Origin of the sequence: Streptococcus downei MFe28 (assembly GCF_900459175.1) — a bacterium.
In the GTDB taxonomy this organism is placed as follows: domain Bacteria; phylum Bacillota; class Bacilli; order Lactobacillales; family Streptococcaceae; genus Streptococcus; species Streptococcus downei.
Genome location: NZ_UHFA01000002.1, coordinates 1,747,032 through 1,772,012, shown reverse-complemented (window position 1 = coordinate 1,772,012; position 24,981 = coordinate 1,747,032). Strand labels below are relative to the sequence as shown.

General features: G+C 43.1%; 17 protein-coding genes, 3 tRNA genes and 1 other RNA gene. 16 read left to right on the top strand and 5 right to left on the bottom strand.

The annotated features are described in order from the left end of the window. The first annotated feature begins 275 nt into the window (after positions 1 to 275). The 7 genes from parC to DYE66_RS08445 all read left to right on the top strand — a co-directional run bounded on the left by parC (position 276) and on the right by DYE66_RS08445 (position 6,295). Complete coding sequence (gene parC, locus DYE66_RS08475; protein WP_115325200.1) at positions 276 to 2,735, top strand: DNA topoisomerase IV subunit A; 2,460 nt, start codon at positions 276 to 278, stop codon at positions 2,733 to 2,735. A 141-nt stretch (positions 2,736 to 2,876) separates the two neighbouring features. Continuing rightward, entirely contained in the window at positions 2,877 to 3,899 is a 1,023-nt protein-coding gene (locus tag DYE66_RS08470) for a branched-chain amino acid aminotransferase (protein ID WP_002996663.1), read from the top strand. Between the two features lie 183 nt (positions 3,900 to 4,082). Next, entirely contained in the window at positions 4,083 to 4,313 is a 231-nt protein-coding gene (locus tag DYE66_RS08465) for a DUF2969 family protein (RefSeq protein WP_002996503.1), read from the top strand. 51 nt (positions 4,314 to 4,364) lie between these two features. After that, a tRNA-Tyr gene (locus DYE66_RS08460) sits at positions 4,365 to 4,445 on the top strand. A 150-nt stretch (positions 4,446 to 4,595) separates the two neighbouring features. Next, positions 4,596 to 4,667, top strand: a tRNA-Gln gene (locus DYE66_RS08455). A gap of 116 nt (positions 4,668 to 4,783) precedes the next feature. Next, on the top strand, positions 4,784 to 5,986 hold the full coding sequence (rpsA, locus tag DYE66_RS08450; protein ID WP_002997242.1) for a 30S ribosomal protein S1: 1,203 nt from the start codon (positions 4,784 to 4,786) through the stop codon (positions 5,984 to 5,986). A gap of 237 nt (positions 5,987 to 6,223) precedes the next feature. Then, a tRNA-Arg gene (locus DYE66_RS08445) sits at positions 6,224 to 6,295 on the top strand. Between the two features lie 108 nt (positions 6,296 to 6,403). Here the strand turns inward: DYE66_RS08445 and DYE66_RS08440 are convergent. After that, positions 6,404 to 7,006 carry a VTT domain-containing protein gene (locus tag DYE66_RS08440; protein ID WP_002997216.1) on the bottom strand — a complete coding sequence of 201 codons (603 nt, stop codon included), beginning with the start codon at positions 7,004 to 7,006 and terminating at the stop codon, positions 6,404 to 6,406. Positions 7,007 to 7,081: 75 nt separating this feature from the next. Here DYE66_RS08440 and ssrA point away from each other — a divergent pair. Both ssrA and DYE66_RS08430 read left to right on the top strand, forming a co-directional pair. Next, positions 7,082 to 7,430: a transfer-messenger RNA gene (ssrA, locus tag DYE66_RS08435) on the top strand. 39 nt (positions 7,431 to 7,469) lie between these two features. Continuing rightward, entirely contained in the window at positions 7,470 to 8,105 is a 636-nt protein-coding gene (locus tag DYE66_RS08430; protein WP_002996643.1) for a DUF3862 domain-containing protein, read from the top strand. A gap of 81 nt (positions 8,106 to 8,186) precedes the next feature. On the opposite strand, the gene DYE66_RS08425 is transcribed toward DYE66_RS08430, so the two are convergent. From DYE66_RS08425 to DYE66_RS08410, 4 genes are all read right to left on the bottom strand, one after another. Continuing rightward, positions 8,187 to 9,713 (bottom strand): IS1182 family transposase, encoded by a 1,527-nt coding sequence (locus tag DYE66_RS08425; protein ID WP_115325116.1) that lies wholly within the window; start codon positions 9,711 to 9,713, stop codon positions 8,187 to 8,189. Between the two features lie 141 nt (positions 9,714 to 9,854). Next, positions 9,855 to 10,640, bottom strand: coding sequence for a hypothetical protein (locus DYE66_RS08420; RefSeq protein WP_002997350.1), 786 nt, complete (start codon positions 10,638 to 10,640; stop codon positions 9,855 to 9,857). Between the two features lie 11 nt (positions 10,641 to 10,651). Next, positions 10,652 to 11,350 (bottom strand): ABC transporter ATP-binding protein, encoded by a 699-nt coding sequence (locus DYE66_RS08415; protein WP_002996521.1) that lies wholly within the window; start codon positions 11,348 to 11,350, stop codon positions 10,652 to 10,654. Between the two features lie 24 nt (positions 11,351 to 11,374). After that, the gene (locus DYE66_RS08410) at positions 11,375 to 11,749 is read right to left on the bottom strand and encodes a GntR family transcriptional regulator (RefSeq protein ID WP_002960650.1); all 375 of its coding nucleotides are present in this window, start codon (positions 11,747 to 11,749) and stop codon (positions 11,375 to 11,377) included. Positions 11,750 to 11,931: 182 nt separating this feature from the next. Between DYE66_RS08410 and DYE66_RS08405 the strand changes: the two genes are divergently transcribed. The 7 genes from DYE66_RS08405 to DYE66_RS08370 all read left to right on the top strand — a co-directional run bounded on the left by DYE66_RS08405 (position 11,932) and on the right by DYE66_RS08370 (position 24,980). Next, positions 11,932 to 15,039: a DNA polymerase III subunit alpha gene (locus DYE66_RS08405; RefSeq protein WP_002996606.1), complete on the top strand. Its 3,108-nt coding sequence runs from the start codon at positions 11,932 to 11,934 to the stop codon at positions 15,037 to 15,039. An 81-nt stretch (positions 15,040 to 15,120) separates the two neighbouring features. Next, the gene (gene pfkA / locus DYE66_RS08400) at positions 15,121 to 16,134 is read left to right on the top strand and encodes a 6-phosphofructokinase (RefSeq protein WP_019783115.1); all 1,014 of its coding nucleotides are present in this window, start codon (positions 15,121 to 15,123) and stop codon (positions 16,132 to 16,134) included. 73 nt (positions 16,135 to 16,207) lie between these two features. Further along, positions 16,208 to 17,710: a pyruvate kinase gene (gene pyk / locus DYE66_RS08395; protein ID WP_002996925.1), complete on the top strand. Its 1,503-nt coding sequence runs from the start codon at positions 16,208 to 16,210 to the stop codon at positions 17,708 to 17,710. Between the two features lie 268 nt (positions 17,711 to 17,978). Beyond that, positions 17,979 to 18,539: a signal peptidase I gene (gene lepB, locus DYE66_RS08390; RefSeq protein ID WP_002996498.1), complete on the top strand. Its 561-nt coding sequence runs from the start codon at positions 17,979 to 17,981 to the stop codon at positions 18,537 to 18,539. A 433-nt stretch (positions 18,540 to 18,972) separates the two neighbouring features. After that, positions 18,973 to 20,784, top strand: a complete 1,812-nt coding sequence (glmS, locus tag DYE66_RS08385) for a glutamine--fructose-6-phosphate transaminase (isomerizing) (protein ID WP_002997329.1) — start codon at positions 18,973 to 18,975, stop codon at positions 20,782 to 20,784. 356 nt (positions 20,785 to 21,140) lie between these two features. Continuing rightward, a complete protein-coding gene (locus DYE66_RS08375) occupies positions 21,141 to 22,919 on the top strand; it encodes a PTS mannitol transporter subunit IIBC (protein ID WP_019788263.1) in 1,779 nt (592 codons plus the stop codon). A 105-nt stretch (positions 22,920 to 23,024) separates the two neighbouring features. Further along, a complete protein-coding gene (locus DYE66_RS08370; protein ID WP_019788262.1) occupies positions 23,025 to 24,980 on the top strand; it encodes a BglG family transcription antiterminator in 1,956 nt (651 codons plus the stop codon). Position 24,981 lies beyond the last annotated feature (1 nt).

The following is a 24,981-nucleotide window of genomic DNA, read 5'->3' as shown; positions in this document are numbered from 1 at the left end:
GACTGTTTGGATTTTCCAAACAGTCTCGGAAAATTGGAGACTGTTGGCTCCAATTTTAGCCATGGAATTCCGTAGGAAGTCACTGGCGTCCGCATCACTTAAAACGATTATTAAAAATTAAGATAATAAATAGATAATCTATACAGAAAGGAAAGTTCAAGTTTGTTGAACTGAACACGCCTACGGCTCTGTGAAAAAAGATAAACTTTCCTAGGTGCAAGCACCTTCGTCAAGTTTCCTATTTTTCTTTGAGTCGCTTAATGGCTTTGTATCTTATGAGTAACATTCAAAATATGTCCCTCGAGGACATCATGGGAGAGCGTTTTGGTCGCTACTCCAAATACATCATTCAGGAGCGGGCGCTGCCAGACATTCGTGATGGTCTCAAGCCTGTTCAGCGTCGGATTCTTTATTCTATGAATAAGGACGGCAATACATTTGAGAAGGGCTACCGGAAGTCGGCCAAGTCGGTCGGTAATATTATGGGGAATTTCCACCCCCACGGTGACTCTTCCATCTATGATGCCATGGTCCGCATGTCTCAGGACTGGAAGAATCGCGAGATTCTGGTCGAAATGCACGGGAACAACGGTTCTATGGATGGTGACCCACCGGCTGCCATGCGTTATACCGAAGCTAGGTTGTCAGAAATTGCGGGCTACCTCCTGCAAGACATTGACAAGGACACCGTGCCCTGGGCCTGGAACTTTGACGATACCGAAAAGGAGCCAACGGTTCTGCCGGCGGCCTTTCCAAACCTCTTGGTCAATGGGGCAACAGGGATTTCCGCTGGTTATGCGACTGATATTCCACCTCATAATCTGGCTGAGGTCATTGATGCAGTTATCTATATGATTGACCATCCCAAGGCTAAGGTTGATAAACTCATGGAATTTCTCCCTGGGCCTGACCTGCCGACTGGCGCCATTATTCAAGGAGCGGATGAAATTCGTAAGGCCTATGAAACGGGTAAGGGACGGATTGTCGTTCGCTCACGGACGGAAATTGAGCCCCTCAAGGCTGGTAAGGAGCAGATTGTTGTCACCGAGATTCCTTACGATGTCAATAAGGCCGTCCTAGTCAAGAAGATTGATGATGTCCGTATTAACAATAAGGTTCCTGGTATCGCCGAAGTGCGGGACGAGTCCGACCGTGAAGGCCTGCGGATTGCCATTGAGCTCAAGAAGGATGCCGATAGTCAGGCCATTCTCAACTACCTGCTCAAGTACACCGACCTGCAGATTAACTATAATTTCAATATGGTGGCCATTGATAATTTCACGCCTAGACAGGTTGGCATTGTTCCCATCTTGACCAGCTATATTGCCCACAGGCGTGATATTATCGTGGCTCGCTCCAAGTTCGACAAGAAGAAGGCTGAAAAACGCCTCCATATTGTTGAGGGACTTATTCGGGTTCTGTCCATCTTGGACGAAGTCATCGCCCTGATTCGGGCTTCGGAAAATAAGGCGGATGCCAAGGAAAACCTCAAGGTCTCTTATGACTTTACCGAGGAACAGGCGGAAGCCATTGTTACTTTGCAACTCTACCGTTTGACCAATACCGATATTGTGACCTTAGAGGAAGAAGATGCTGCCCTGCGGGAAGAAATTGCTACCCTCAAGGCCATCATCGGTGATGAACGAACCATGTTCAACCTCATGAAACGTGAACTTCGTGAGGTCAAGAAGAAATTCGGCAACCCCCGTCGTTCTGAATTGCAGGCTCAGGCACAGGCTATTGAAATTGACACAGCCAGCCTGATTGTTGAAGAAGATACCTATGTCAGCCTGACCCGCAGTGGTTACCTCAAACGCACCAGCCCCCGCTCCTATAATGCCTCAACACCTGAGGAATTGGGCAAGCGTGATGACGACAAGGCTGTTCTGATTGCACCAGCCAAGACCACCCAGCACTTGCTGATTTTCACCAATCTGGGTAATGTCATCTATCGGCCAGTCCATGAATTGACCGATATTCGCTGGAAGGACATCGGTGAACACCTTTCGCAGACCCTGACCAATTTTGCCACGGACGAAGAAGTCCTCTACGCTGAAATTATCGACGATTTCACACCTGAGACTTATTTCGCTGTGACTAAGATGGGCCAAATCAAACGAGTAGACCGAACCGAATTCCAGCCATGGCGGAGCTATAAGACCAAGTCTAGCAAATATGCCAAGCTCAAGGGTGATGAGGACCAGGTGGTCGCTATGGCCCCAATCAAGTTGGATGCCGTCATGGTCATCACCGAGAAGGGCTATGCCCTTCACTTCCCTATTGAGGAAGTGCCAGTAGTCGGTAGCAAAGCAGCTGGTGTCAAGGCCATCAACCTTAAGGATGGCGATAGCGTCAAAGCGGCCTTCATCGCCAATACCAAGTCCTTCTTTATCCTGACCCAGAGAGGCAGTCTCAAGCGGATGGCTCTGGATGACATTCCTCTAGCTAAGCGGGCAGGGCGTGGTCTCCAGGTTCTGCGAGAACTCAAATCCAAGCCACATCGTGTCTTCCTGGCAGGACCAGTCCTTTCGGATGCCAATACCCAAGACTTGGACCTTTTTAGTACTGAGGTTGAAGAATCCAAAGACCAACAAATCCTTGAAGTTATGTCTAAGACTGGTAAGCTTGAGCAAGTCAATCTGGTAGACCTTGGCCTATCCGAACGCACCAGCAATGGTAGCTTCATTTCAGATAGCATTTCTGATGAAGAAGTTTATCAAGCAGAAGTGAAATAAAGATTTTAAGAAGTTAGACGAGCTCATCGCCTGGCTTCTTTTATTAACCAAATTTTCTGAATTTTTCCACAAAAGCCTTGAAAAAGCTTGGAAAAAGGTCTACAATAAAACCACATTATCTGATAGAAAGAGGGATTGATTATGACAGTTGATTTAGATTGGGAAAACCTAGGCTTCGCCTATCGCAAGCTACCTTTCCGCTACCTTTCCTACTATAAAGATGGCAAGTGGGATAATGGACAGTTGACTGAGGATGCAACTCTCCATATTTCCGAAAGTTCTCCAGCTCTCCACTATGGGCAACAAGCCTTCGAAGGGCTCAAAGCCTATCGGACCAAAGATGGTTCTGTTCAACTTTTCCGTCTAGACCGCAATGCGGCCCGCCTGCAAAACACGGCTGACCGTCTGCTCATGCCCCAAGTACCAACAGACAAGTTCATTGATGCTTGTAAGCAGGTTGTCAAGGCCAATGAAGACTATGTGCCACCTTACGGTACAGGTGCCACACTTTATCTGCGCCCTCTCTTGATTGGAGTTGGTGATGTTATCGGTGTTCACCCTGCCGATGAATATATCTTCACCGTCTTTGCCATGCCAGTAGGTAATTACTTCAAGGGTGGTTTGCAGCCAACCAACTTCTTGATTCAAGACGATTATGACCGAGCTGCTCCCCATGGTACAGGGGCTGCTAAGGTCGGTGGTAACTATGCGGCTAGCCTCATGCCTGGTGATATTGCCCATAATTCTGGTTTCTCAGACGTTATCTATCTGGACCCAGCAACTCATACTAAGATTGAAGAAGTGGGTTCAGCTAACTTCTTTGGTATTACCAAGGATGATGAGTTCGTCACACCACTAAGTCCATCCATCCTACCATCCATTACCAAGTACTCCCTTCTTTATTTGGCAGAGCATAATCTTGGCCTCAAACCTGTCCAAGGCGATGTCTTCATCAATGACCTAGACCGCTTCAAAGAAGCAGGTGCCTGCGGTACCGCAGCTGTCATCTCACCAATTGGTGGCGTTCAACACGGTGATGATTTCCATGTTTTCTACAGCGAAACAGAAGTGGGACCTGTCACTCGTAAGCTCTATGACCTCTTGACAGGTATCCAGTTCGGTGATATTGAAGGACCAGAGGGCTGGATTTATAAAGTTGATTAACATTAGTGAACTTCTTGCAATAGATTTTGCAGGAAGTTTTTTGCTAAAAAGTGGAGACCTCTCAAAATCCTATTAGTCAGTTTAGAAACTCTACTAATTAGAAATAATTCTCATTTCATCTTGCAAGCTTGAGGCTTTTTGTGTAAAATTAATAGGAAATTTATCAATGCAAGGAAGTAAGTCATGGCAAAGAAAGACAAAAAAATTGAAATTCAATTAGCAGATGCCCAGATTCTTGTTTCAGGGAAAAAACTGGCTGGATATGCCTTAACCATTGGAAAAAGGACGGTTGGTCAGATTGTAGAAGTAGATGGTCAGTTTGCAATCGTTGAAGATGAAAGCATCAAAGATTCCTATAAGGACTTGGATCAAGCAGTCCAATCTATTATCGAAAAATACAATCTAAATCATTAAAAACTGTTGACATTAAGGGTTCCTTTATGTTAGAATGAACCCTAGTTGCATGGAAGGGTAGCGAAGAGGCTAAACGCGGCGGACTGTAAATCCGCTCCTTCGGGTTCGGGGGTTCGAATCCCTCCCCTTCCATTAGGATACTAAAGGCGTTAAGAACGCACAGCAAAAATAGGGAGTTGACGCTAAGTCACTTGGACTTTAGGAAACTCATCTTTTTTGCCCAGCGTTTAGCCTGAGTTCAACTCTGTTTAACATGGAGTCAAACTCGTAAGTATTAAATTTTGGGGTATAGCCAAGCGGTAAGGCAAGGGACTTTGACTCCCTCATGCGTTGGTTCGAATCCAGCTACCCCAGTCTGAGGTTATGAGGTTAGCCCTCAAACCGTCAAGTTTGTCCTTGCGGGTTGCCTTAAGAAAATATAGTGTTGTCAAGTGCTGGATAGACCAGTTCTTGCTGGAGGTTTTTTTAGAATGAATGAATTTGAAGATTTGCTAAACAGTGTTAGCGAAGTTAACCCTGGTGATATTGTCACTGCTGAAGTTTTGACAGTTGATAATGGTCAAGCAAACGTAATCATAGAAGGTACTGGTATCGAAGGTGTTTTGACTCTTCGTGAATTGACTAACGATCGTGAAGCTGACATCAATGATTTTGTTAAGGCTGGCGATAAGATTGAAGTTCTTGTCCTTCGTCAGGTTGTAGGAAAAGACACAGATACCGTTACTTATCTTGTCTCTAAAAAACGCTTGGAAGCACGTAAGGCTTGGGATAAACTTGTTGGCCGTGAAGGCGAAGTCGTTACTGTTAAGGGAACTCGTGCTGTTAAAGGTGGCCTTTCAGTAGAATTTGAAGGACTCCGTGGATTTATTCCAGCATCAATGCTTGATACGCGTTTTGTTCGTAACACTGAACAATTCGTTGGTCAAGACATCGAAGCTAAGATTAAAGAAATTGATCCTGCTGAAAATCGATTCATCTTGTCACGTCGTGAAGTTGTTGAAGAAAAGAATGCTGCTGCTCGTCAAGAAATTTTCTCAAAACTTGAAGTTGGCTCAATCGTTACAGGTAAAGTTGCTCGTTTGACAAGCTTTGGTGCCTTTGTTGACCTTGGTGGTGTTGACGGACTTGTTCACGTGACTGAATTGTCTCATGAACGCAATGTATCACCTAAGTCAGTAGTTTCTGTAGGCGATGAAATTGATGTTAAGGTTCTTGCTATTGATGAAGAAGCAGGACGCATCTCACTGTCACTTAAGGCAACAACCCCTGGACCTTGGGACGGAGTTGAACAAAAATTGGCTGCCGGTGATGTTATTGATGGTACTGTTAAGCGTCTGACTGACTTTGGAGCTTTTGTTGAAGTTCTTCCTGGAATCGATGGACTGGTTCACATCTCTCAAATTTCACACAAACGTGTTGAAAATCCAAAAGATGTCCTTTCTGTTGGTCAAGAAGTCCAAGTTAAGGTCTTGTCAGTTGATGCTGATGCTGAACGTGTATCCTTGTCTATCAAGGCCCTTCAAGAACGCCCGGCTGATGCTGAAGGTCAAGGCCAAGGTGAAAAACGTCAATCACGTCCACGTCGTCAAAAACGTGAAAAACGCGATTACGAATTACCAGAAACCCAAACAGGCTTCTCAATGGCAGATCTCTTTGGAGATATCGAATTGTAAGCAAAGAAAAGCAGCTTTCGGGCTATTTTTTTCTGGCCTTTAGTAGAAACTCCATCTAGCTGAATGTTTTGTAGGGAAGTAAATGGTAAGCTAGCCTTTGATTTGCTAGGCTTAATTCATAGACAAACTTCTAATTTTTGACATTAACTAGAACTTCCTTTGAGAACTTAGGCATTCCAAAATCTTGGATTTTCCTATAGCAAAATCTAATTGAACATGGTATAATAATATCCGTTGCCACTCTTAGTGTAATGGATATCACGTAAGATTCCGGTTCTTGAGATGGGGGTTCGATTCCCTCAGAGTGGAAAAGAATAGATCGTTAGTTGAGCTAGCGGTCTTTTGTCATGCCTTAAAGTTTGCTAGATTTGGTATTGGCTCAAAATAAAAGAACCTGTCCAGCAGGTTCTGATGTCTTTATTTCTTCGAGAAGCCAAAGAGGTAGTAGGCCCATTTGCCACCTAGTTCCCAAATCAGATTATAACCGATGACGGAAAGGGGCTTGGTCCAGAGCATAATCAAGCTGAATTTTTTCAGGGACATATTGGTTAGCCCTGTTACCATAACCATTAAGTCAGCTGGTGAAACTGGGGAGACCATACAGAAGATAAAAAATCGTTCATAGCCTGGGCTCTCTAATTTTGCCTCATATTTAAGAAAGGTCTCTTCCTTGACGAAAAGAAGGATAAACCTGCGACCGTATTTTTGAACTAGGGCGAAAAGGATGATACTCCCAATAATAATCCCGACTGAATTGTAAATCAGCCCCTGCCAAAAGCCAAAGACGGCAAAGCCGACGATAGTGGTCACGCCACCTGGAATGATGGGGAGAACGACCTGGATGATTTGAATGAGGATAAAAATTAAGGGAGATAGTATCTTATACTGGACAACCCAGTTTTTGAAACGATCAAAGTCGCTTAAGGTGCCATCTTTAAAGAGCCAGATTACTAGAATGGCAGAGATAATTAGGATAAGCCAGCCCAGCCATTTGATGGCCTTTTTCGTAAATTCATACATGCTAAAATTATACCCTAATTCCCTTATTTTTGCTATTTTTAGGTGGATTTGTTATAATGAGCCAAGTAATCATTAGGGGTCGTTACGGATTCGACAGGCATTATGAGGCTTGTTTTGCAACCCATCGGCAGATGTAAAAATGCCAGTTAAATATAACTGCAAAAAATACAAATTCTTACGCAGTAGCAGCCTAAACACCTGCCTGTGTGACTAATAGCGAATGGCTTGTGTTTGCTCATTAGTCTTAAAAACAGCAAGCTACGTTGGGATGCAGTCAGGTCATCCTAAAAGAGATTCACTGACTCGCAAGATTTGGGCTTGAGTTATGTGTCGAAGTCTTGTTAAAACAATACATAACCTATGGTTGTAGACGAATGAGTTAGCAGGTGTTTGGACGTGGGTTCGACTCCCACCGGCTCCATAGAGAGAAAATATATATTCGAATAAAGGGAAGGTTTCAAAGATGAAAAAAGTATTAGTGGCTCTGGTGGCTTTGTTAGCTGCCCTTGTCTTGGTCTCTTGTAAGAAAAACAATCAGGATAAGACCTCCTCTTCATCCTTTAGTTTGAATTCTAGTACCTTGCAGAGTTCTGACAATCATGATGGCGTTCGTAAGAACTTTGATAAGGTTAAGGTTGGTAAGGCTGAAAATGATTTTACTGGTGGTACTAATCTGGCCCAGTTGAAGCAATATTTTGGCGAGCCTAAAAGTCACAAGCAGGAGAAGCCTGCGTCTGGTAATATTACCCTGGATGTTTATACTTGGAATGTTGGCAATATCACAGTTGAAGTCAAACTTTTCAAGGATAGTACCCTGGTTCGTTCCATTAAGGGCTACACCTACCAAAGGGATGCTAATTTTTCTGCGAAAGACTATAAGAATTTGAAGAATGGCTATGCTTATTCAAGCATGGTTGCCAAGTACGGGGCACCAGATAGCCTTTCAGAAGCAGCATCGTCTGATAAAACTGAGATCCAAGCTGTTTGGTCCAGTAATCTTAAATTAGCCAAAGGCCAAAAGGAGGGTCAGATGATTCTAAACTTTACTAATGGCAAATTGACCGATAAGGAGCAGTCTGGATTAGGTCAAGCAAAATAAACAACAAGAAAAAAGAGTCTGGGACAAAACCCATTTGCCCCCATAAAAACAGAGGATCACTTGTTGGTGACCCTCTATTTTTTAGGTTCGGTTGCTTCTCCTGTTATATTTGATGAGATTATTGGCCATAAGGGCCAATCCCATGTCAATCTTGACCTGTCGTTTCCCCCGCAGATGACACCTTTTGTAACCCAAACAAGCCTTTATCTGCCCAAAGACAGGCTCCACATCAACCTTGCGTTGTGCGAAAACTTGACTGCCCTCAGGAGATAAAAGCGCTTGAACTTCTTTTTGCTTTAAGTATTGGTACCGTTCATTGATGTAAAGCCCCTTTTGAGGAGCTAATTCAGGCTCCTCAGCCTGGTAGACCTTAATCTCTTGTTCAAAACCTGTTTGCGTTTTCTGGTGTTTGAGATGATGAAACACATATTTCCAGCCCTCCGGATGGGTGTAGCTATCCTCTTTTTCATTATAGTGCCAATTGGCTAGATTCTTGTCAGACTTTCTGTAGCCCCTCTTTTGTTCCTTATCAAACCGACCATACTTAATCAAGTGATTAATTTCCTCTTGGTCAAGAGTTAGTAGGTTCTCTTCACTACCATAACCAGCATCTGCGACAATAGTCTTGGCGTCATGGGGATAGGAGTCTAAAAATGGTAAGAGGGTCTTGGTGTCTGTCGGATTTGGGAAGATATCATAGTGGAGAACAAATTGATTCTCAGTAGCGATTTGGAGATTGTAGCCAGCCTTCAGTTGACCATTTCTCATGTGGTCGTCTTTCATCCGCATAAAAGTGGCGTCTGTATCTGTCTTTGAAAAACTATTGCGACCAGTGAAAGTGGCTTGATAGGTCTCATACTTTTGTGCACGGGCTGAAAAATCATCCCTTACCTTTCGAAGGACTTTCTTGAGTTTCCGACGCTTTGTTTGACGCTCATCCTTTCCTTTGACAGGATTTTCTTCGATGGCTTGGTTAACTGATTTCAATTCTTCCTCAAGGATTTGAGAAAACTCTGTCAATTGTTCAGAAGTTACAGGCTCTTGGTCATCTAAGACAATGGCCTCTTGAATCAAAGGATTAATTTCCTCTTGAAAATAGGTTTTTAGAGTCGCTTGAAGTTTGGCAGAAAATTTATCAACAGCCTTCCGCCAAACAAAACTGTACTTGTTAGCGTTAGCCTCAATCTTAGTCCCGTCAATAAACAAACACTCTAAGGACACTAATTCCTCCATTTTCAACTGAAGGTTGAGGTCAATAAAGAGATTACGAATCAGCTCCTCCATCCCAGGAGCCACACGAAAACGATTGATTGTCCGATAAGAAATCACCAGCTGACCTGTTAAGTATTGCATGGCAAGATTTTCCACCATCATTTTTTCTATCTTTCGTCCGGAAAAGATCCCTTGAGAATAAGCAAATAAAAGGGCTGCTAGGAGTAATTGGGGATGGTAAGAAGGCCGCCCAACCTCATGATAAAAGTTTAGAAAGGCATTATCATCTAGTTTATTGACCACCTTTTCAATCGTAAAAACGAGATGGTTGTGGGGTAAGAATGCGCTTAATTCTAGTGGCAGAGTCGTTTGATTTGTGTTATAGTGACTGTACATGAGGTAGCCTTTCTATTATTTTTTTGTCAACGATATTTTATCAAGACTACCTATGTCAAGCAAAAAGCAACGGTATCAAAACCGTTGCTTTTTCGTTGGCTGAGGGATAGTTTTGTCCCAACCTCTTTTTTCTATAATCAGTTATTGAATATCGACTTTGTATTTTATGATATAGTGGGTGACCTGATACCAGATGAAGGCGAGAACAGCATCAACAAGGATTCCGACTATTACCCGTGTGTTATAATCCACAATAATATTTTCATTACCAGTTGCTATTTGAAGGAAACTATTGACAAAGGTGAAAATCCCCTCAATAACAAAGTAGCTAATGAAAGCCATTAAAACCCGATGATTACGGAAAAGTTGACCAACAGAAATAGCAGCATAAATTAAGAGAATATTTGCGACCCGTCCGACAATTGACCCTAATAACCATAGTGGGACACTGTTATGAATGGCAGTGACTGTTGCCTTAGGTAAAGAAGCATAAATTCTACTAGAGAATTCAGAAACTTCTTGCTGATTAATAAAGAGATAGATTAATCCCATAGCTAAGGCAATAACCAAATAATTACCGATAGTTAAGGTCAAAGCCACCGACAGTTTTGAAAAAATCAGCTGACTTTCTTTAACTGGCAGAGTTAAACTCAGATAGCCTTCTCGGCCAAAAAGATGGCTATAAAAACGACGAATGATTAAAATCAGAGTGGCAATTAATTGGCCGACAATCAAAACGATAAAGGCAAAAACAAGCAAGATAAAAGTTACAGCTAAAAATCCACTATTTTCAAACAAGTCGTAGTGATGACTAATATAAGAAGCATAGAAACCCAAGGCCAGACTAGCCAATAGAATTAAACCATTCATGGCTAAATACCAGTGTCCGACTGCCTTAAATTCATACTTAACTAATTTACTAAACATACGGAGACCTCCTAGTTCTGGAATATTTCTCTAAAGAGTGAATCAATGGATTTTCCGTGTTCAAAGCGGATATCATCACTGTTACCCTCAAGGATAACTTTGCCCTCTTTTAGAAAAATCACATCATCAAGAATTTGTTCAACATCAGCTATTAGATGGGTAGAAATAATGACTGAAGCATTTTCTGAATAATTGTTGATGATGGTTTTAAGAATATAATCCCTTGCGGCTGGGTCAACTCCACCGATAGGCTCGTCTAGAATATAAAGTTTGGCCTTTCGACTCATGACCAGGATAAGTTGAACTTTTTCCTTGTTACCTTTGGATAAATTTTTAATCTTCTCTTTAGAGTCAATACCGAGGTCTTCGAGTAGATGCTCAGCCTTTTGATAATCAAAATCTTCATAAAAATCTTTGAACATATTCAAGGCTTGTTTGACCGAAAAATTTTCGTTTAGATAGCTAGTATCTGGCAGATATGAGATTATCTTTTTGGAGTCTGCAGAAGGGTGGAAGCCATCAACAACGATGTCACCACTTGTCTGCTTGAGTAAACCGTTGATGAGCTTAATCAGGGTAGTTTTTCCGCTCCCGTTTGGTCCTAGTAATCCAATAATTTTACCACTAGAAATAGTCAAGCTTACGTCATCCAATGCTTGATGTTGGCCATAAGCTTTTGAGACGTGGTGTACTTGTAGTAATTTCTCCATGTTTGTCTCTCTTTCTTGATTGGGCTACTTTTCTGACTGATTCATCAGATATTTCTTGGTTTCTTCTAAGATTTCTTGATTAGAAAATCCGATATTTGCCATATTTGAAGCAAAGCCAGCAATTTCATCTTCGGCAAGTTCAACTCGCTTTTCCTTAATAAGCTCTTCGTCTTCGGTAACAAAGCGGCCAGCAGTTCGACGAGAGAATACGATTCCTTCACGCTCTAGTTCGGTAAAGGCTCTCTGCATGGTGTTTGGATTGACACCGGCTTCCTGAGCGTAGTCTCGAACAGTTGGCAATTGTTCTCCTTGCTTCATTTCTTGGCTAACGATTTTGATTTTAATGTTTTTTGCAATTTGCAAATAGATTGGTGATTTTTCATCAAAGGTCCAAGCCATATAGTCTCCTCCCAATTTATAATTGTCATAAATAAATAATACAGTAAAATTATTTAAATATCAAGTTCTATTCCTTGTAATCTAAGAGTATAATAAGCTAAATCTAGGGCTTGAAGGAGAAAATTCTTTGCTTTCATAGTATAATAATAATTAACTAACAAACAAGAAAGAAAGGATATGAGATGTTTGCACCCATAGATACTAAGACAGTCTATAGCTTTATGGATAGCTTAGTTAATCTCAAATCTTACGTAAAAAGGGCCAAGGAATTGGGTTACAGCCATCTTGGCATTATGGACCAAGACAATCTTTATGGGGCCTATCATTTTGCTGTTCAAGCCAAGGAAGCCGGCTTACAAGCGATAGTTGGTTTAGAGCTAGACTTTAGGCTTGCGGACGAAAGTCTTCTTAAGGTAAAACTACTGTCTCTGGATACCCAGGGCTATCGGAATCTCCTTAAACTCTCAACTCTTAAAATGAGTGATGGTCTTGACCTGACGGACTTGCCCAACTATTTGAATGGGGTAGCCCTTATTATCCCTTATTTTGAAGGGCTGGATTCGCTCAGTCTTCCCTTTGATTATTATATTGGAGTGGGTCTAGATAGCCCTGAAAGGGCCTATAAGAAGCCGATTTTACCTCTCCATACGGTCCGCTACTATGAAGAAGCTGATCGGCAAACTCTGCAGGTTTTGCATGCTATCAGGGATAATTTGCCCTTAAGGGATGTCCAGCCAGTTCCAGCTGGTCAATACCTTCGCTCCTGTCAGGAGATGCAAGAGGCTTTCGAGGAGCGTTTCCCGGAAGCGCTGAAAAATTTAGAAGCACTATTAGCACCGATATCCTATCACTTTGACCACCAGTTAAAACTGCCTCGTTTTAATCGGGATAAGGAGGCCGTTCTTGAGTTGCGAGAGCTGGCAGAAGCAGGACTAAAAGAAAAGTGCTTGCTAGCTAGCACTTATCAGGAGCGCCTAGATAAGGAACTAGCCACCATCCATCAGATGGGCTTTGATGATTATTTTTTGATTGTTTGGGACCTTTTACGCTTTGGCCGCTCCCGTCATTATTATATGGGAATGGGGCGCGGTTCAGCTGCAGGTAGCCTAGTGGCTTATACCCTAGACATTACAGGTATAGATCCTGTGAAAAATAACCTCCTTTTTGAGCGTTTTCTCAATGAAGAGCGTTACTCTATGCCCGATATTGATATTGATCTGCCTGATGTCTACCGAAGTGAGTTTCTCCACTATGTTCGCGATCGTTATGGCAGTCGTCACTCGGCCCAGATTGTCACCTACTCGACCTTTGGTGCCAAGCAGGCTATTCGAGATGTTTTCAAGCGTTTTGGAGCGGCTGAATATGAATTGACCAATATTACCCGTAAGATTGGCTTTCGTGATGATTTGGCTTCCGCCTATGAAAAAAATCTGTCCTTTCGCCAGATGATTAACAGTAAGGAGGAATATCGAAAGGCCTTTGCCATTGCCCAAAAGATTGAGGGACAACCCCGACAGACCTCTATCCATGCGGCTGGAATCGTTATGAGTGATGACGACCTGACCAATCATATTCCACTCAAGTCTGGAGAGGATATGATGATCACCCAGTATGATGCTGGGGCCGTTGAAGCCAATGGTCTCTTGAAAATGGACTTCCTGGGTTTGCGAAATCTAACCTTCGTTCAGCGGATGGCTGAAAAATTGGCTGAAGAAAAGGGAATCCAGTTAGATATCAGGTCTATTGACCTAGAAGACCCTGGAACCTTAGCCCTTTTTGCCGCTGGTAGAACCAAGGGCATCTTCCAATTCGAGCAGGCTGGTGCCATTAATCTCCTCAAACGGATTAAACCTGCTAAGTTTGAAGAAATTGTTGCGACGACCAGTCTAAATCGGCCGGGGGCTAGCGATTACACCGAGAACTTTATCAGACGTAAGTATGGTCAGGAAGCTATTGACCTCATTGACCCCTTAGTTGCCCCGATTTTGGAAGGAACCTACGGCATCATGCTCTACCAAGAGCAAGTTATGCAGATTGCCCAGGTCTTTGCAGGTTTCACACTGGGCAAGGCCGATCTCCTGCGACGGGCCATGTCCAAGAAAAATCAGGCAGAGATGCAAAAGATGGAAGCCGACTTTATGCAAGGGGCCAAGGCCTTGGGACGAAATCTGACGACGGCTAAAGAGCTTTTTGAGCGCATGGCTAAGTTCGCAGGCTACGGGTTTAACCGCAGCCATGCCTTTGCCTATTCTGCCCTAGCCTTTCAATTAGCCTATTTCAAGGCGCATTACCCTTCCATCTTCTATGATGTAATGCTTAATTACTCCAGTCCTGATTATATCAGTGATGCTCTTCAGGCTGATTTCAAGGTTGGTAGCCTAAGTATCAACACGGTTCCCTACACGGATAAGATTTCTGACGGCATTATTTATATGGGCATGAAAAATCTCAAAGGCCTCCCTAGAGATTTGGCCTATTGGATTATTGAAACAAGACCCTTTTCTTCCATTGAGGATTTCCTAACCCGTCTGCCTGAGAATTATCAAAAGTCAGACTACATCAGGCCCTTAATTCAGATTGGCCTCTTTGACCAGTTTGAGCCTAATCGTCGTAAGGTGGAAGAAAATTTGGAGTCTCTCTTTACCTTTGTCAATGAATTGGGCAGCCTCTTTGCAGACTCTTCCTATAATTGGCTTGAGGTAGAAGACTATTCCCCAAGTCAGAAGTACGATTTGGAGATGCAGTGGTTGGGTGTGGGTATTAGTCCCCATCCTCTGGTTGGCCTGGCCAAGGAGCGAGAAGGAACCTTTATTCCTTTCGATGAGTTGGTTACAAACGAGCAAGTACGAGTACTGGGGCAAATTGAAGCCGTTCGTGTGATTCGAACCAAATCTAAGGGGCAACAAATGGCTTTTGTTAGCCTGACTGACACCAAGCAAAAATTAGATGTGACCGTCTTTCCAGAAAGCTATCAAAAGTGGCGAGACTGGCTCAAAGAAGGACAAATCTATTATATGACTGGAAAGGTGCGAGAAAGAGATGGCCACCTGCAACTCATTCTTCAGGCTATTGAGCCCTTGGCAAAGGAGAAATTCTGGATACAGTTGGCCGACCACACCCATGATAGGGAGGTTGCTAAGATTCTCAAGGCCTTCCCTGGGCAGATTCCTGTTCTCCTCCACTACCAGGATAAAAACCAAACCTTGCAAAGTAAGCAATTATTTGTAGCCAAATCTGACCGTCTCCAAGAAGAGCTGAAAGGCTTTGCTATGAAAACGATTTATCACTAAAAAAATTCCGAAAAAAGAGCATTTTAAAAACGAATGTGCTATAATTAAAGGGTTAAAAATAATAAAGGAGTAACAGGTATAATGAAACGTATTGCTGTTTTAACCAGTGGTGGTGACGCCCCTGGTATGAACGCTGCCATTCGTGCGGTCGTTCGTAAAGCAATTGCCGAAGGCATGGAAGTCTTCGGAATCAACCGTGGTTATGCTGGTATGGTTGAAGGAGACATTTTCCAATTTGATAGTCAAGCTGTCTCCAATGTAATCAACCGTGGAGGTACTTTCCTTCAGTCCGCTCGCTATCCAGAATTTGCCACTCTTGAAGGCCAATTAAAGGGAATCGAGCAACTTAAAAAGTATGGTATTGAAGGAGTTGTTGTTATCGGCGGTGACGGTTCTTACCATGGTGCCATGCGCTTGACAGAACATGGTTTCCCAGCTGTTGGTCTTCCAGGTACTATCGACAACGATATCGTGGGTACAGATTACACGATTGGATTCGACACAGCAGTAGCGACAGCGACTGAAGCCTTGGATAGACTTCGGGATACTGCCTACAGTCATGGTCGGACCTTTGTTGTCGAAGTGATGGGCCGTAATGCTGGTGACATCGCTCTCTGGTCAGGTATCGCAGCTGGTGCGGATCAGATTATTGTTCCAGAGGAAGAATTCGATATCAATGACGTTGTTGCTAAAGTTAAAACAGGCTATGAAAATGGTAAGAAACGCCATATCATCGTTTTAGCTGAAGGTGTCATGGGGGCTCAAGAATTTGCGGCCAAGATGAAGGAAGCAGGAGATACTAGTGACCTTCGTGCTACTAACCTCGGCCACATTGTTCGTGGTGGCGCTCCAACAGCTCGCGACCGTGTTATTGCGTCTTGGATGGGTGCCCATGCAGTTGAATTGTTAAAAGCCGGTCGTGGTGGTTTAGCTGTTGGTATCCACAATGAAGAATTGGTTGAAAGTCCAATTCTCGGAACGGCTGAAGAGGGTGCCCTATTTAGCCTAGCAGAAGATGGCAAGATTATCGTCAACAATCCGCACAAGGCACGCTTAGACTTTGCTGATTTGGCTCGTGACTTGACGACCTACTAATCGGTCAAACATTTATCAATCTAGTTAATCCTATCCCTAAAGGGATAAAAAATAGAGGGAGTTCATATTTATCATGAATAAACGCGTAAAAATCGTTGCAACACTCGGTCCTGCGGTAGAAATCCGTGGTGGTAAGAAATTTGGTGATGACGGTTATTGGGGTGAAAGCCTTGACCATGAAGCATCAGCGCAAAACATTGCTAACCTAATCACTGAAGGAGCTAATGTTTTCCGTTTCAATTTCTCTCACGGTGACCATGCCGAGCAAGGTGAACGTATGGAAGTTGTCCGTAAGGCAGAAGAAATTGCTAGCCAAAAGGTTGGTTTCCTGCTTGACACTAAAGGACCTGAAATCCGTACAGAATTGTTTGCAGATGACGCTAAAGAATACTCTTACAAGACTGGTGACAAACTTCGTGTCGCAACCAAGCAAGGTATCCAATCTACAAAAGAAGTTATTGCTTTGAACGTTGCTGGTGGTCTTGACATTTTTGATGATGTTGAAGTTGGTAAGCAAATCCTTGTCGATGATGGTAAACTTGGTTTGCGTGTCGTAGGAAAAGATGCTTCAAGTCGTGAATTTGAAGTAGAAGTTGAAAACGACGGCATCATTGCTAAGCAAAAAGGTGTTAACATTCCAAACACCAAGATTCCTTTCCCTGCCTTGGCAGAACGCGATAATTCTGATATTCGCTTTGGTCTGGAACAAGGTCTTAACTTCATCGCTATCTCATTTGTTCGTACAGCTAAAGATGTTAATGAAGTTCGTGCTATCTGTGAAGAAACAGGTAATGGCCATGTTAAGCTTTTGGCTAAGATTGAAAACCAACAAGGTATTGAAAATATCGATGAAATCATTGAAGCAGCTGACGGTATCATGATTGCTCGTGGTGATATGGGTATTGAAGTTCCATTTGAAATGGTTCCAGTTTACCAAAAGATGATCATCACCAAGGTCAATGCTGCTGGTAAAATCGTTGTTACAGCAACAAACATGCTGGAAACCATGACGGACAAACCACGTGCAACTCGTTCAGAAGTATCTGACGTCTTCAACGCTGTTATTGACGGTACTGATGCAACTATGTTGTCAGGTGAATCTGCTAATGGTAAATACCCACGTGAATCTGTTCGCACCATGGCAACTATTGACAAGAATGCGCAAACCCTTCTTAGTGAATATGGTCGTTTGGACTCTTCTAAGTTTGAACGCTCAACTAAGACTGATGTTGTAGCTTCAGCTGTTAAGGATGCGACTAACTCAATGAACATCAAGCTGGTTGTTACCATTACGGAATCTGGAAATACAGCTCGTTTGATTTCTAAGTATCGTCCAGAAGCTGATATCTTGGCTGTTACTTTTAATGAAATTACACAAAAATCACTTATGCTCAACTGGGGTGTTATTCCGGTTGTAACGGATAAGCCTGCGTCTACTGATGATATGTTTGAATTGGCAGAACGTGAAGCTGTTAAATCTGGCCTTGTTGAAGCAGGTGACGACATTGTTATCGTTGCTGGTGTTCCAGTTGGTTCAGGCGGTACCAACACCATGCGTGTACGTACTGTTAAATAAGCTTTGTTATAAGCACAAGAAAGCTACCTCAGATGGTGGCTTTTCTTATGTCCGGAATTTGCCAGTAACATGGAAAGCTATCTCCTACTTACTGGAAGTGATGTTCTATCCTTGTACTCGAAAAAATACTCTCACTAGGTTTCAAACTGCCTTGAATTTTCTTAGTCTCGTTATCATTCTGTCGCCTTCTGAAAGGGATTTGTTAAGTCGCCGACCTTTTCTATTTGCCTAAGAAATGTTATAATACTGGGTATTGGAAGGAGTTTCTATGGTTAAGCGAGATCTTATCAGAAATATCATTATTCTTTTAGTCATTGTATTGGCAATAATACTTTTGCGAATTTTCTTATTCTCAACGGTCGAAATCAAGGCGGATTCAGCTAATTCCTTTTTGGCTAAGGGAGACTTTGTGACAGTCGCAACCAAGGGGGAGCCTGTTGACAATGACTTTGTGGTTTATAAGGTTGACAATAAGGAATATGTCGGTCGGGTCGTAGCCCAACCTGGTCAGAAGGTGACTTCTGTAGATGATGTGCTCTACATTAATAATAAGGTCAAGCATGAGCCCTATTTGAAAAAAGAATATAATCACTTTATGAAGAAGTCTCAACCTGGTCAATATTTTACAGAAGATTTTACAACAGAGACCATTGGTAAGAGTGATAAGGTCACCAAGGTTCCCAAGGACTCCTATCTCGTTTTAAATGACAATCGCCAGGATAAAAATGATAGTCGCAAGTTTGGCTTCATTTCGAAAAAACAAGTAAAGGGAGTCATCTCCTTCAGACTCTGGCCCCTAAATAAATTTGGTTTTGTAAGAGTTGAGTAGCCTCTGGGCTACTTTTTTTATGCCTCTTAGCGATTGCGAAACAGAGCTTAGAGGAAATGACCCAGTTTGCGCTAAGTGATAACTAGCTTCCTTATACTCTTCGAAAATCAAAATTTACCTTCGTTAACTCACCTTGCCGTACTCCAGTACTGTCTTCGGTTCATTTCCTCGGCTAATTTCGATTTTCATTTGAGTATTAGTTAAAAAGGAGTGAAAAAGTCTCCAAGTTTCAAACAACAAGCGCTTGTCGCTTCTATTTTCTCTACTGCTCAGCCTGATTTCACGAATTGAACTAGACCAATTTTTCTCTTGACAAAGTGAAAACATTTAAATATACTGTATTTATCGTCCTTGGTCTGAGTAAATAGACTAGACCAATTTGAAACGAAATAGAAAAAGGAGTAGTAGCCTAGGCTACACAAAAAGTAAGACTATGTGTGGAATTGTCGGTGTTGTCGGAAATCCAGAAGCAACAGATATTTTAATTCAAGGGTTGGAAAAATTAGAGTACCGTGGTTATGATTCGGCTGGCCTTTATGTGACTGATGGTCAAGAGAGCCATCTGATTAAGGCCGTTGGACGGATTGCTGAGCTGAGTGATAAGGTTGGCGATACAAAGGGAACTGCCGGTATTGGCCATACCCGTTGGGCAACCCACGGGCCAGCCAGCGAAGTCAATGCTCACCCCCATCAATCACAAACAGGACGTTTTACCCTAGTGCATAACGGTGTGATTGAGAACTACCTAGAAATCAAGAATAACTACCTAGCTAATCACGATTTTAAGGGACAAACGGATACTGAAATTGCTGCCCATCTGATTGGTAAATTCGTCGAAGAAGACGGGCTTGACGTCCTATCTGCTTTCAAGAAGGCTCTATCAATTATTGAAGGTTCTTATGCCTTTGCCCTGATGGATGCTAATGACAGCCAAATGATTTATGTAGCTAAAAATAAATCCCCTCTTTTGATTGGCTTGGGTGATGGTTACAATATGGTCTGCTCTGACGCCATGGCTATGATTCGTGAAACCAATCAATTCATGGAAATCCATGATAAGGAGTTGGTCATCGTTAAGGCGGATAGTGTAGAAATTCAGGACTATGACGGAAATGTCCAAGAACGTTCTAGCTATACCGCTGAACTTGACCTTTCTGATATCGGTAAGGGTACCTATCCTTTCTATATGTTGAAAGAAATCGATGAACAACCAACCGTTATGCGAAAGCTCATCAATACCTACGCTGATAGTAAGGGTCATATGACAGTTGACCCTGCCATCGTTAAGTCAGTCCAAGAAGCTGATCGTATCTATATCTTGGCGGCTGGGACTTCTTATAATGCCGGCTACGCTGCCAAGTCCATGTTTGAACAATTGACGGATACGCCTGTTGAACTGGGGGTTGCTTCTGAATGGGGCTACAACATGCCACTCTTGAGTAAGAAGCCAATGTTTGTCCTCCTCAGCCAATCTGGTGAAACGGCTGATAGCCGCCAGGTATTGGTAAAGGCTAATGCCATGGGTATCCCAAGTCTGACCGTGACTAATGTACCCGGCTCCACCCTTTCTCGTGAAGCCAGCTATACCATACTCCTTCATGCTGGACCAGAAATTGCGGTTGCTTCAACTAAGGCCTATACTGCTCAAATTGCTGCCCTAGCCTTCCTAGCCAAGGCTGTCGGGGAAGCCAATGGCAAACAAGAAGCTCTTGACTTTGATTTGGTCCATGAACTCTCTATCGTTGCTCAATCCATTGAGTCAACCCTGTCTGAAAAGGACAGCATTGCTGAGAAGGTTGAAAAACTCTTGCCAACTAGTCGCAATGCCTTCTATATTGGCCGTGGTACAGACTATTACGTAGCTATGGAAGCCTCTCTCAAACTCAAAGAAATTTCCTATATCCAGTGTGAAGGTTTTGCTGCAGGTGAATTGAAACATGGTACCATTTCTCTGATTGAAGAGGGTGTGCCAGTCCTAGCCCTTATCTCCGCTAGTCCAAAGGTGGCTGCCCATACTCGTGGTAATATCCAAGAAGTAGCAGCTCGAGGAGCCAGTGTTTTGACCATTGTTGAAGAAGATTTGGCTAATGATTCGGATGATATTATTGTCAATAAGGTTCACCCATACTTGGCACCAATTTCTATGGTCATTCCAACTCAGTTGATTGCCTACTATGCCTCTCTGCAACGGGGCTTGGATGTCGATAAACCACGAAACCTAGCTAAAGCCGTAACTGTAGAATAATAGAGGTAGTTAGCTAAGTGCCAAGCACTTGCTAACTAACGAAAACCGCTATAGCAGCTTTTCTACCTCTCTTACTAATTCAAAAAGTTTGCCATGTCGGGCAAACTTTTTTCGTGTCGTAACCCAGCGATAGAGAGCAAAGTGGTGTTGATGTTTGTACTTGGCCTAGAGGAGATTTTTATTTTAGTTATAAAAGTTTTGCCAAAGACTTCCCAGGGTGGCAAAAAATCTTTGCCAAAATTTGAGTGGTCTGGCAAAAAGAAAAGTCCTATAATAAAATTGTAGTAAAAGGAGCCTAGGGACAAGTCTTTATCAAAAGATTGGTTACTCTAGGCCAGTAAAAAGGAGGACTTGAAATGTCTAATGGAAATTCCTTGAAGGTTAGAGTCCAGAAGTTAGGGACTGCCCTTTCTAATATGGTCATGCCTAACATCGGAGCCTTCATCGCTTGGGGGGTAGCAGCCTCCCTCTTCATTGATACAGGATATTTGCCAAACAGTGGTTTGAATACCAATGTTGTTGGCCCCATGCTTAAATATGTTTTGCCCCTCTTAATTGGATATACAGGTGGCTATAATGTTCATAAACAGCGTGGTGGTGTTATCGGGGCTATTGTATCCTTTGGTGCCATAGCTGGTTCAACCGTCACCATGTTTATCGGTGCCATGATTATGGGACCTTTATCCGCTTGGATTTTGAAGAAATTTGATGAGAAGGTTCAGCCAAAAATCAAAACTGGTTTTGAAATGTTGGTCAACAACTTCTCCCTGGGCTTGATTGGTTTTGCCCTCATGGTGCTGTCCTACTTCATCATTGGTCCAGTCGTTGCCCAATTGACCGAGTGGGTTGGTATTGGAGTAGAAGCTATCGTCAAGGTTCATCTCCTGCCTTTAGCTAACCTGATTATCGAACCTGCTAAGATTCTCTTCCTCAACAATGCCCTCAACCACGGTATTTTCACCCCACTTGGTACGGAACAGGTTCAACAAGTTGGTAAATCTGTCCTCTTCCTCTTGGAAGCAAACCCTGGTCCTGGTCTTGGTGTGCTTTTGGCCTATGCCTTCTTTGGTAAAGGTTCAGCCAAGTCCTCTTCATGGGGAGCTATGATTATCCACTTCTTCGGTGGTATCCATGAAATTTACTTCCCTTACGTTATGATGAAACCAGCCATGTTCTTGGCAGTTATCGCTGGTGGTTTGACGGGTACCTTCACCTTCCAAACCCTGAATGCAGGTTTGACAGCACCGGCTTCGCCAGGTTCTATCATCGCCATCATGGGGATGGCTCCTAAAGGTTGGGGTCCTCACTTATCCGTCCTAGCAGGTGTCTTTGCTTCAGCTATTGTCTCCTTCTTAGTGGCTTCCGTTATTTTGAAAGCTGATAAGTCTGAGGATGACTCTCTGGAAGCTGCCCAAGCAGCGACCCAAGCAGCTAAGGCCCAATCGAAGGGTCAAGCTAACCAACCTCTGGCAAACTCAAAAGAGATTACTGCTAATAATATCCAACAAATTATTTTCGCCTGTGATGCAGGTATGGGTAGCTCGGCCATGGGAGCTTCTATTCTACGTGATAAGGTTAAGAAAGCAGGGCTGGATATTCCAGTTAGCAATCTCGCCATTTCTAACCTGACCGACAAGGATCATACCCTGATTGTCACCCAGGAAGAATTGGCAGCTAGGGCTGGTGAAAGAACTCCAAGTAGTGTTCATGTTAGTGTGGACAACTTCTTGGCTACACCTAAGTATGATGAAATTGTTGGGCTCTTGTCTGGTCAAACTGGTGCTAGTCCAGCTCAAGAGACTGCCCAATCCGAGGTGGCTGGTCAAGAATCAGACGATTTAGATTTGAACTATATTGATGAAGTCATCTTTGCTCACGGCAAGGCTCAAGGTTCTGCAACCATGGGTCAAGCAACCTTAGAAAGTATCTTTAAAAATAATAATATCGGTATCCCGGTTGCGAAGATTGCTAACGAAAAGTTGGGTGACTTCAATGCAAAAAATATCTTAGTCGTCACAACCATTGCCAACCAGTCAGAGGCTCAGGCCTATGCTCCTCATGCCCAATTCTTAGTGGTTGACAGTCTAGTCACAACTGCAGAATATGACAAGATGGTAGCACGGATGCACAAGTGATACCTAGTTACGGGATAGAAAGCTAGAGAAAGTCAGGCCTGCTTGCCTTTCTCTAGTCATAGGCCTTTGATTTTCATGTCTCATTAAATATAGTAGAATGTAGCTATGATATTTACCAAACGTGAAGAGAAGTTGATTAAGGCCTTCTTAGATGTGGGAAAGCTCTCAGTTGAAGAGATTCAAAGGCTCTTAAATGTCTCCCAAAGGACAGCCTATCGCACCCTTGCTGATTTGACAAAGAGTCTAGCAGAAGTAGGGGTAGATCTTCGTAAAAAGGAGAAAAAGTTCCACCTAGAGGGAGACTTGTCCCAGTTGGGTTCTCTATATGGTCAAGAGGACTACAGTCGTAGTGAACGGCTTAACCTGATTTGTCTGGCCCTTCTTGAGGCAGACAGGCCACTGACCAACGCCCATTTTCAAAATGAACTCAAGGTCAGCAATGTGACCATTATTCAGGATATTACTGATGTTGAAAACCGTTTGGCTGAATTTGGCATTAAGCTGGAGCGCAAGCAGGGTTACCAATTAAGATTGACAGCTGAGGAACACCGCTACCTCTTGTCTGTTCTCCTCACCCATATGATAAGCTCAGCTGATTTTAAATCAGGTCAGTTTGAATGGCTAGCAAGTGAGCAAATGGCCAGCGCTATTAGGAAGGCTAGACAGGCTGTTCGCCAGATTCAGGCTTTTATGCCAGAAATGGATGGCAAGCTTCTGCAGTTCTTTACCATTCTTTTGGCCCTTTCCAAACAATTTGGGCAGGTCAAGACGGTCAGCCATGTCAGTAAGCAGTCACTAGAATTAGCTCAGAAGCTCTTTGCCAGCTACTCTAAGCTGACGGCCCAGGCCTATACCATCAATGATATTGTCTACTGGGCTGGTCAGTTTGATAAGTTTTACATCAAGCGGCAGGAAAATCCCCTATATGTGGAAGATTTCGATAGTCAGTACTTTTATAGTGTGACCAATTTGATTGATAAGGTGTCCTCCTTTACTAAGATTAATTTTCTTAAGGACAAGACCCTCTTTCATTTCCTCTTTCATCATCTGCGCCTGAGTTTGGCCATTCCTCACCTCTTTCCTGATCAATCGCTGTCCCAGCCAGCTCACCTGGTTGCCTACCAAAATGATTTCCTCCATCGGATTATTCGCTTGGTTCTTAAGGATTTATTTCCGGCCTATTTGCAAAATGAAGCAGAGTATGAGTTAATCACCCTTCACTTTGCCTCCAGCATTAGACGGAGCCCGGATATTTATCCGATTCAGATTCTGCTCTTAACCAACCAACGCCCTCTGGCAGTTGAATTGCTTATCAGCAGGATTAAGTCGATTGCTCCCTTTGTTCAGTCGGTTCAGGTCAAGCGCTTAGATGAATATTTGGAGTCGGACCGAGAGCAGTTTGACTACGTTCTAGCAACCAGTCCTAATGATTATCCTGGTGTTGAGTTGGTTTCTATCTATCCTAACACGTCTGAGATTTTACACCTGCAGGAACGCCTTCAGGCTGTTCAATTGGAGCGAAATCAGGAGAGGAATCGTCATGTTGAGATTGTCGGTCAGACAGACCTCCAGTACTATCTAGAAGCCAGTCAAGATTTGTTGGATCGTTTTTACCTGAAAGGGTTAAACAATAGACCTTCCTTTGAGGAAACGGTTGCCCAGGTTCTTGAGGATTTACCCTTTATCTCAGACCAAAACTATTTGACCAAGAAGCTACTCAAACGTTTTGCCATTAGCCCTTTTGCCATCCCTGAAACTGGCTTGGTGCTTCTGCATACGCAGTCACACGCTGTTGAAAAGAGTCAATTTGTGGTCTATCAACTGGAGCAGACCATTGAAGCCCTGTCCATGAACCACGAAAAAGAAAAAGTGAATCGCTTTTTGGTCATGCTGACTAAGGATAATAGTATGGAAGCCGTCAAGGAGTTGATGTCAGCTATTGGTCAATCCATCATTGAAAATCACCTCTATACAGAAATTTATAAAACAGGTAATCAAGGGATTATCTACCAATTACTCAATAAGATTTTTACAGAAACAATCAAAGATTTGGAGACTTAAG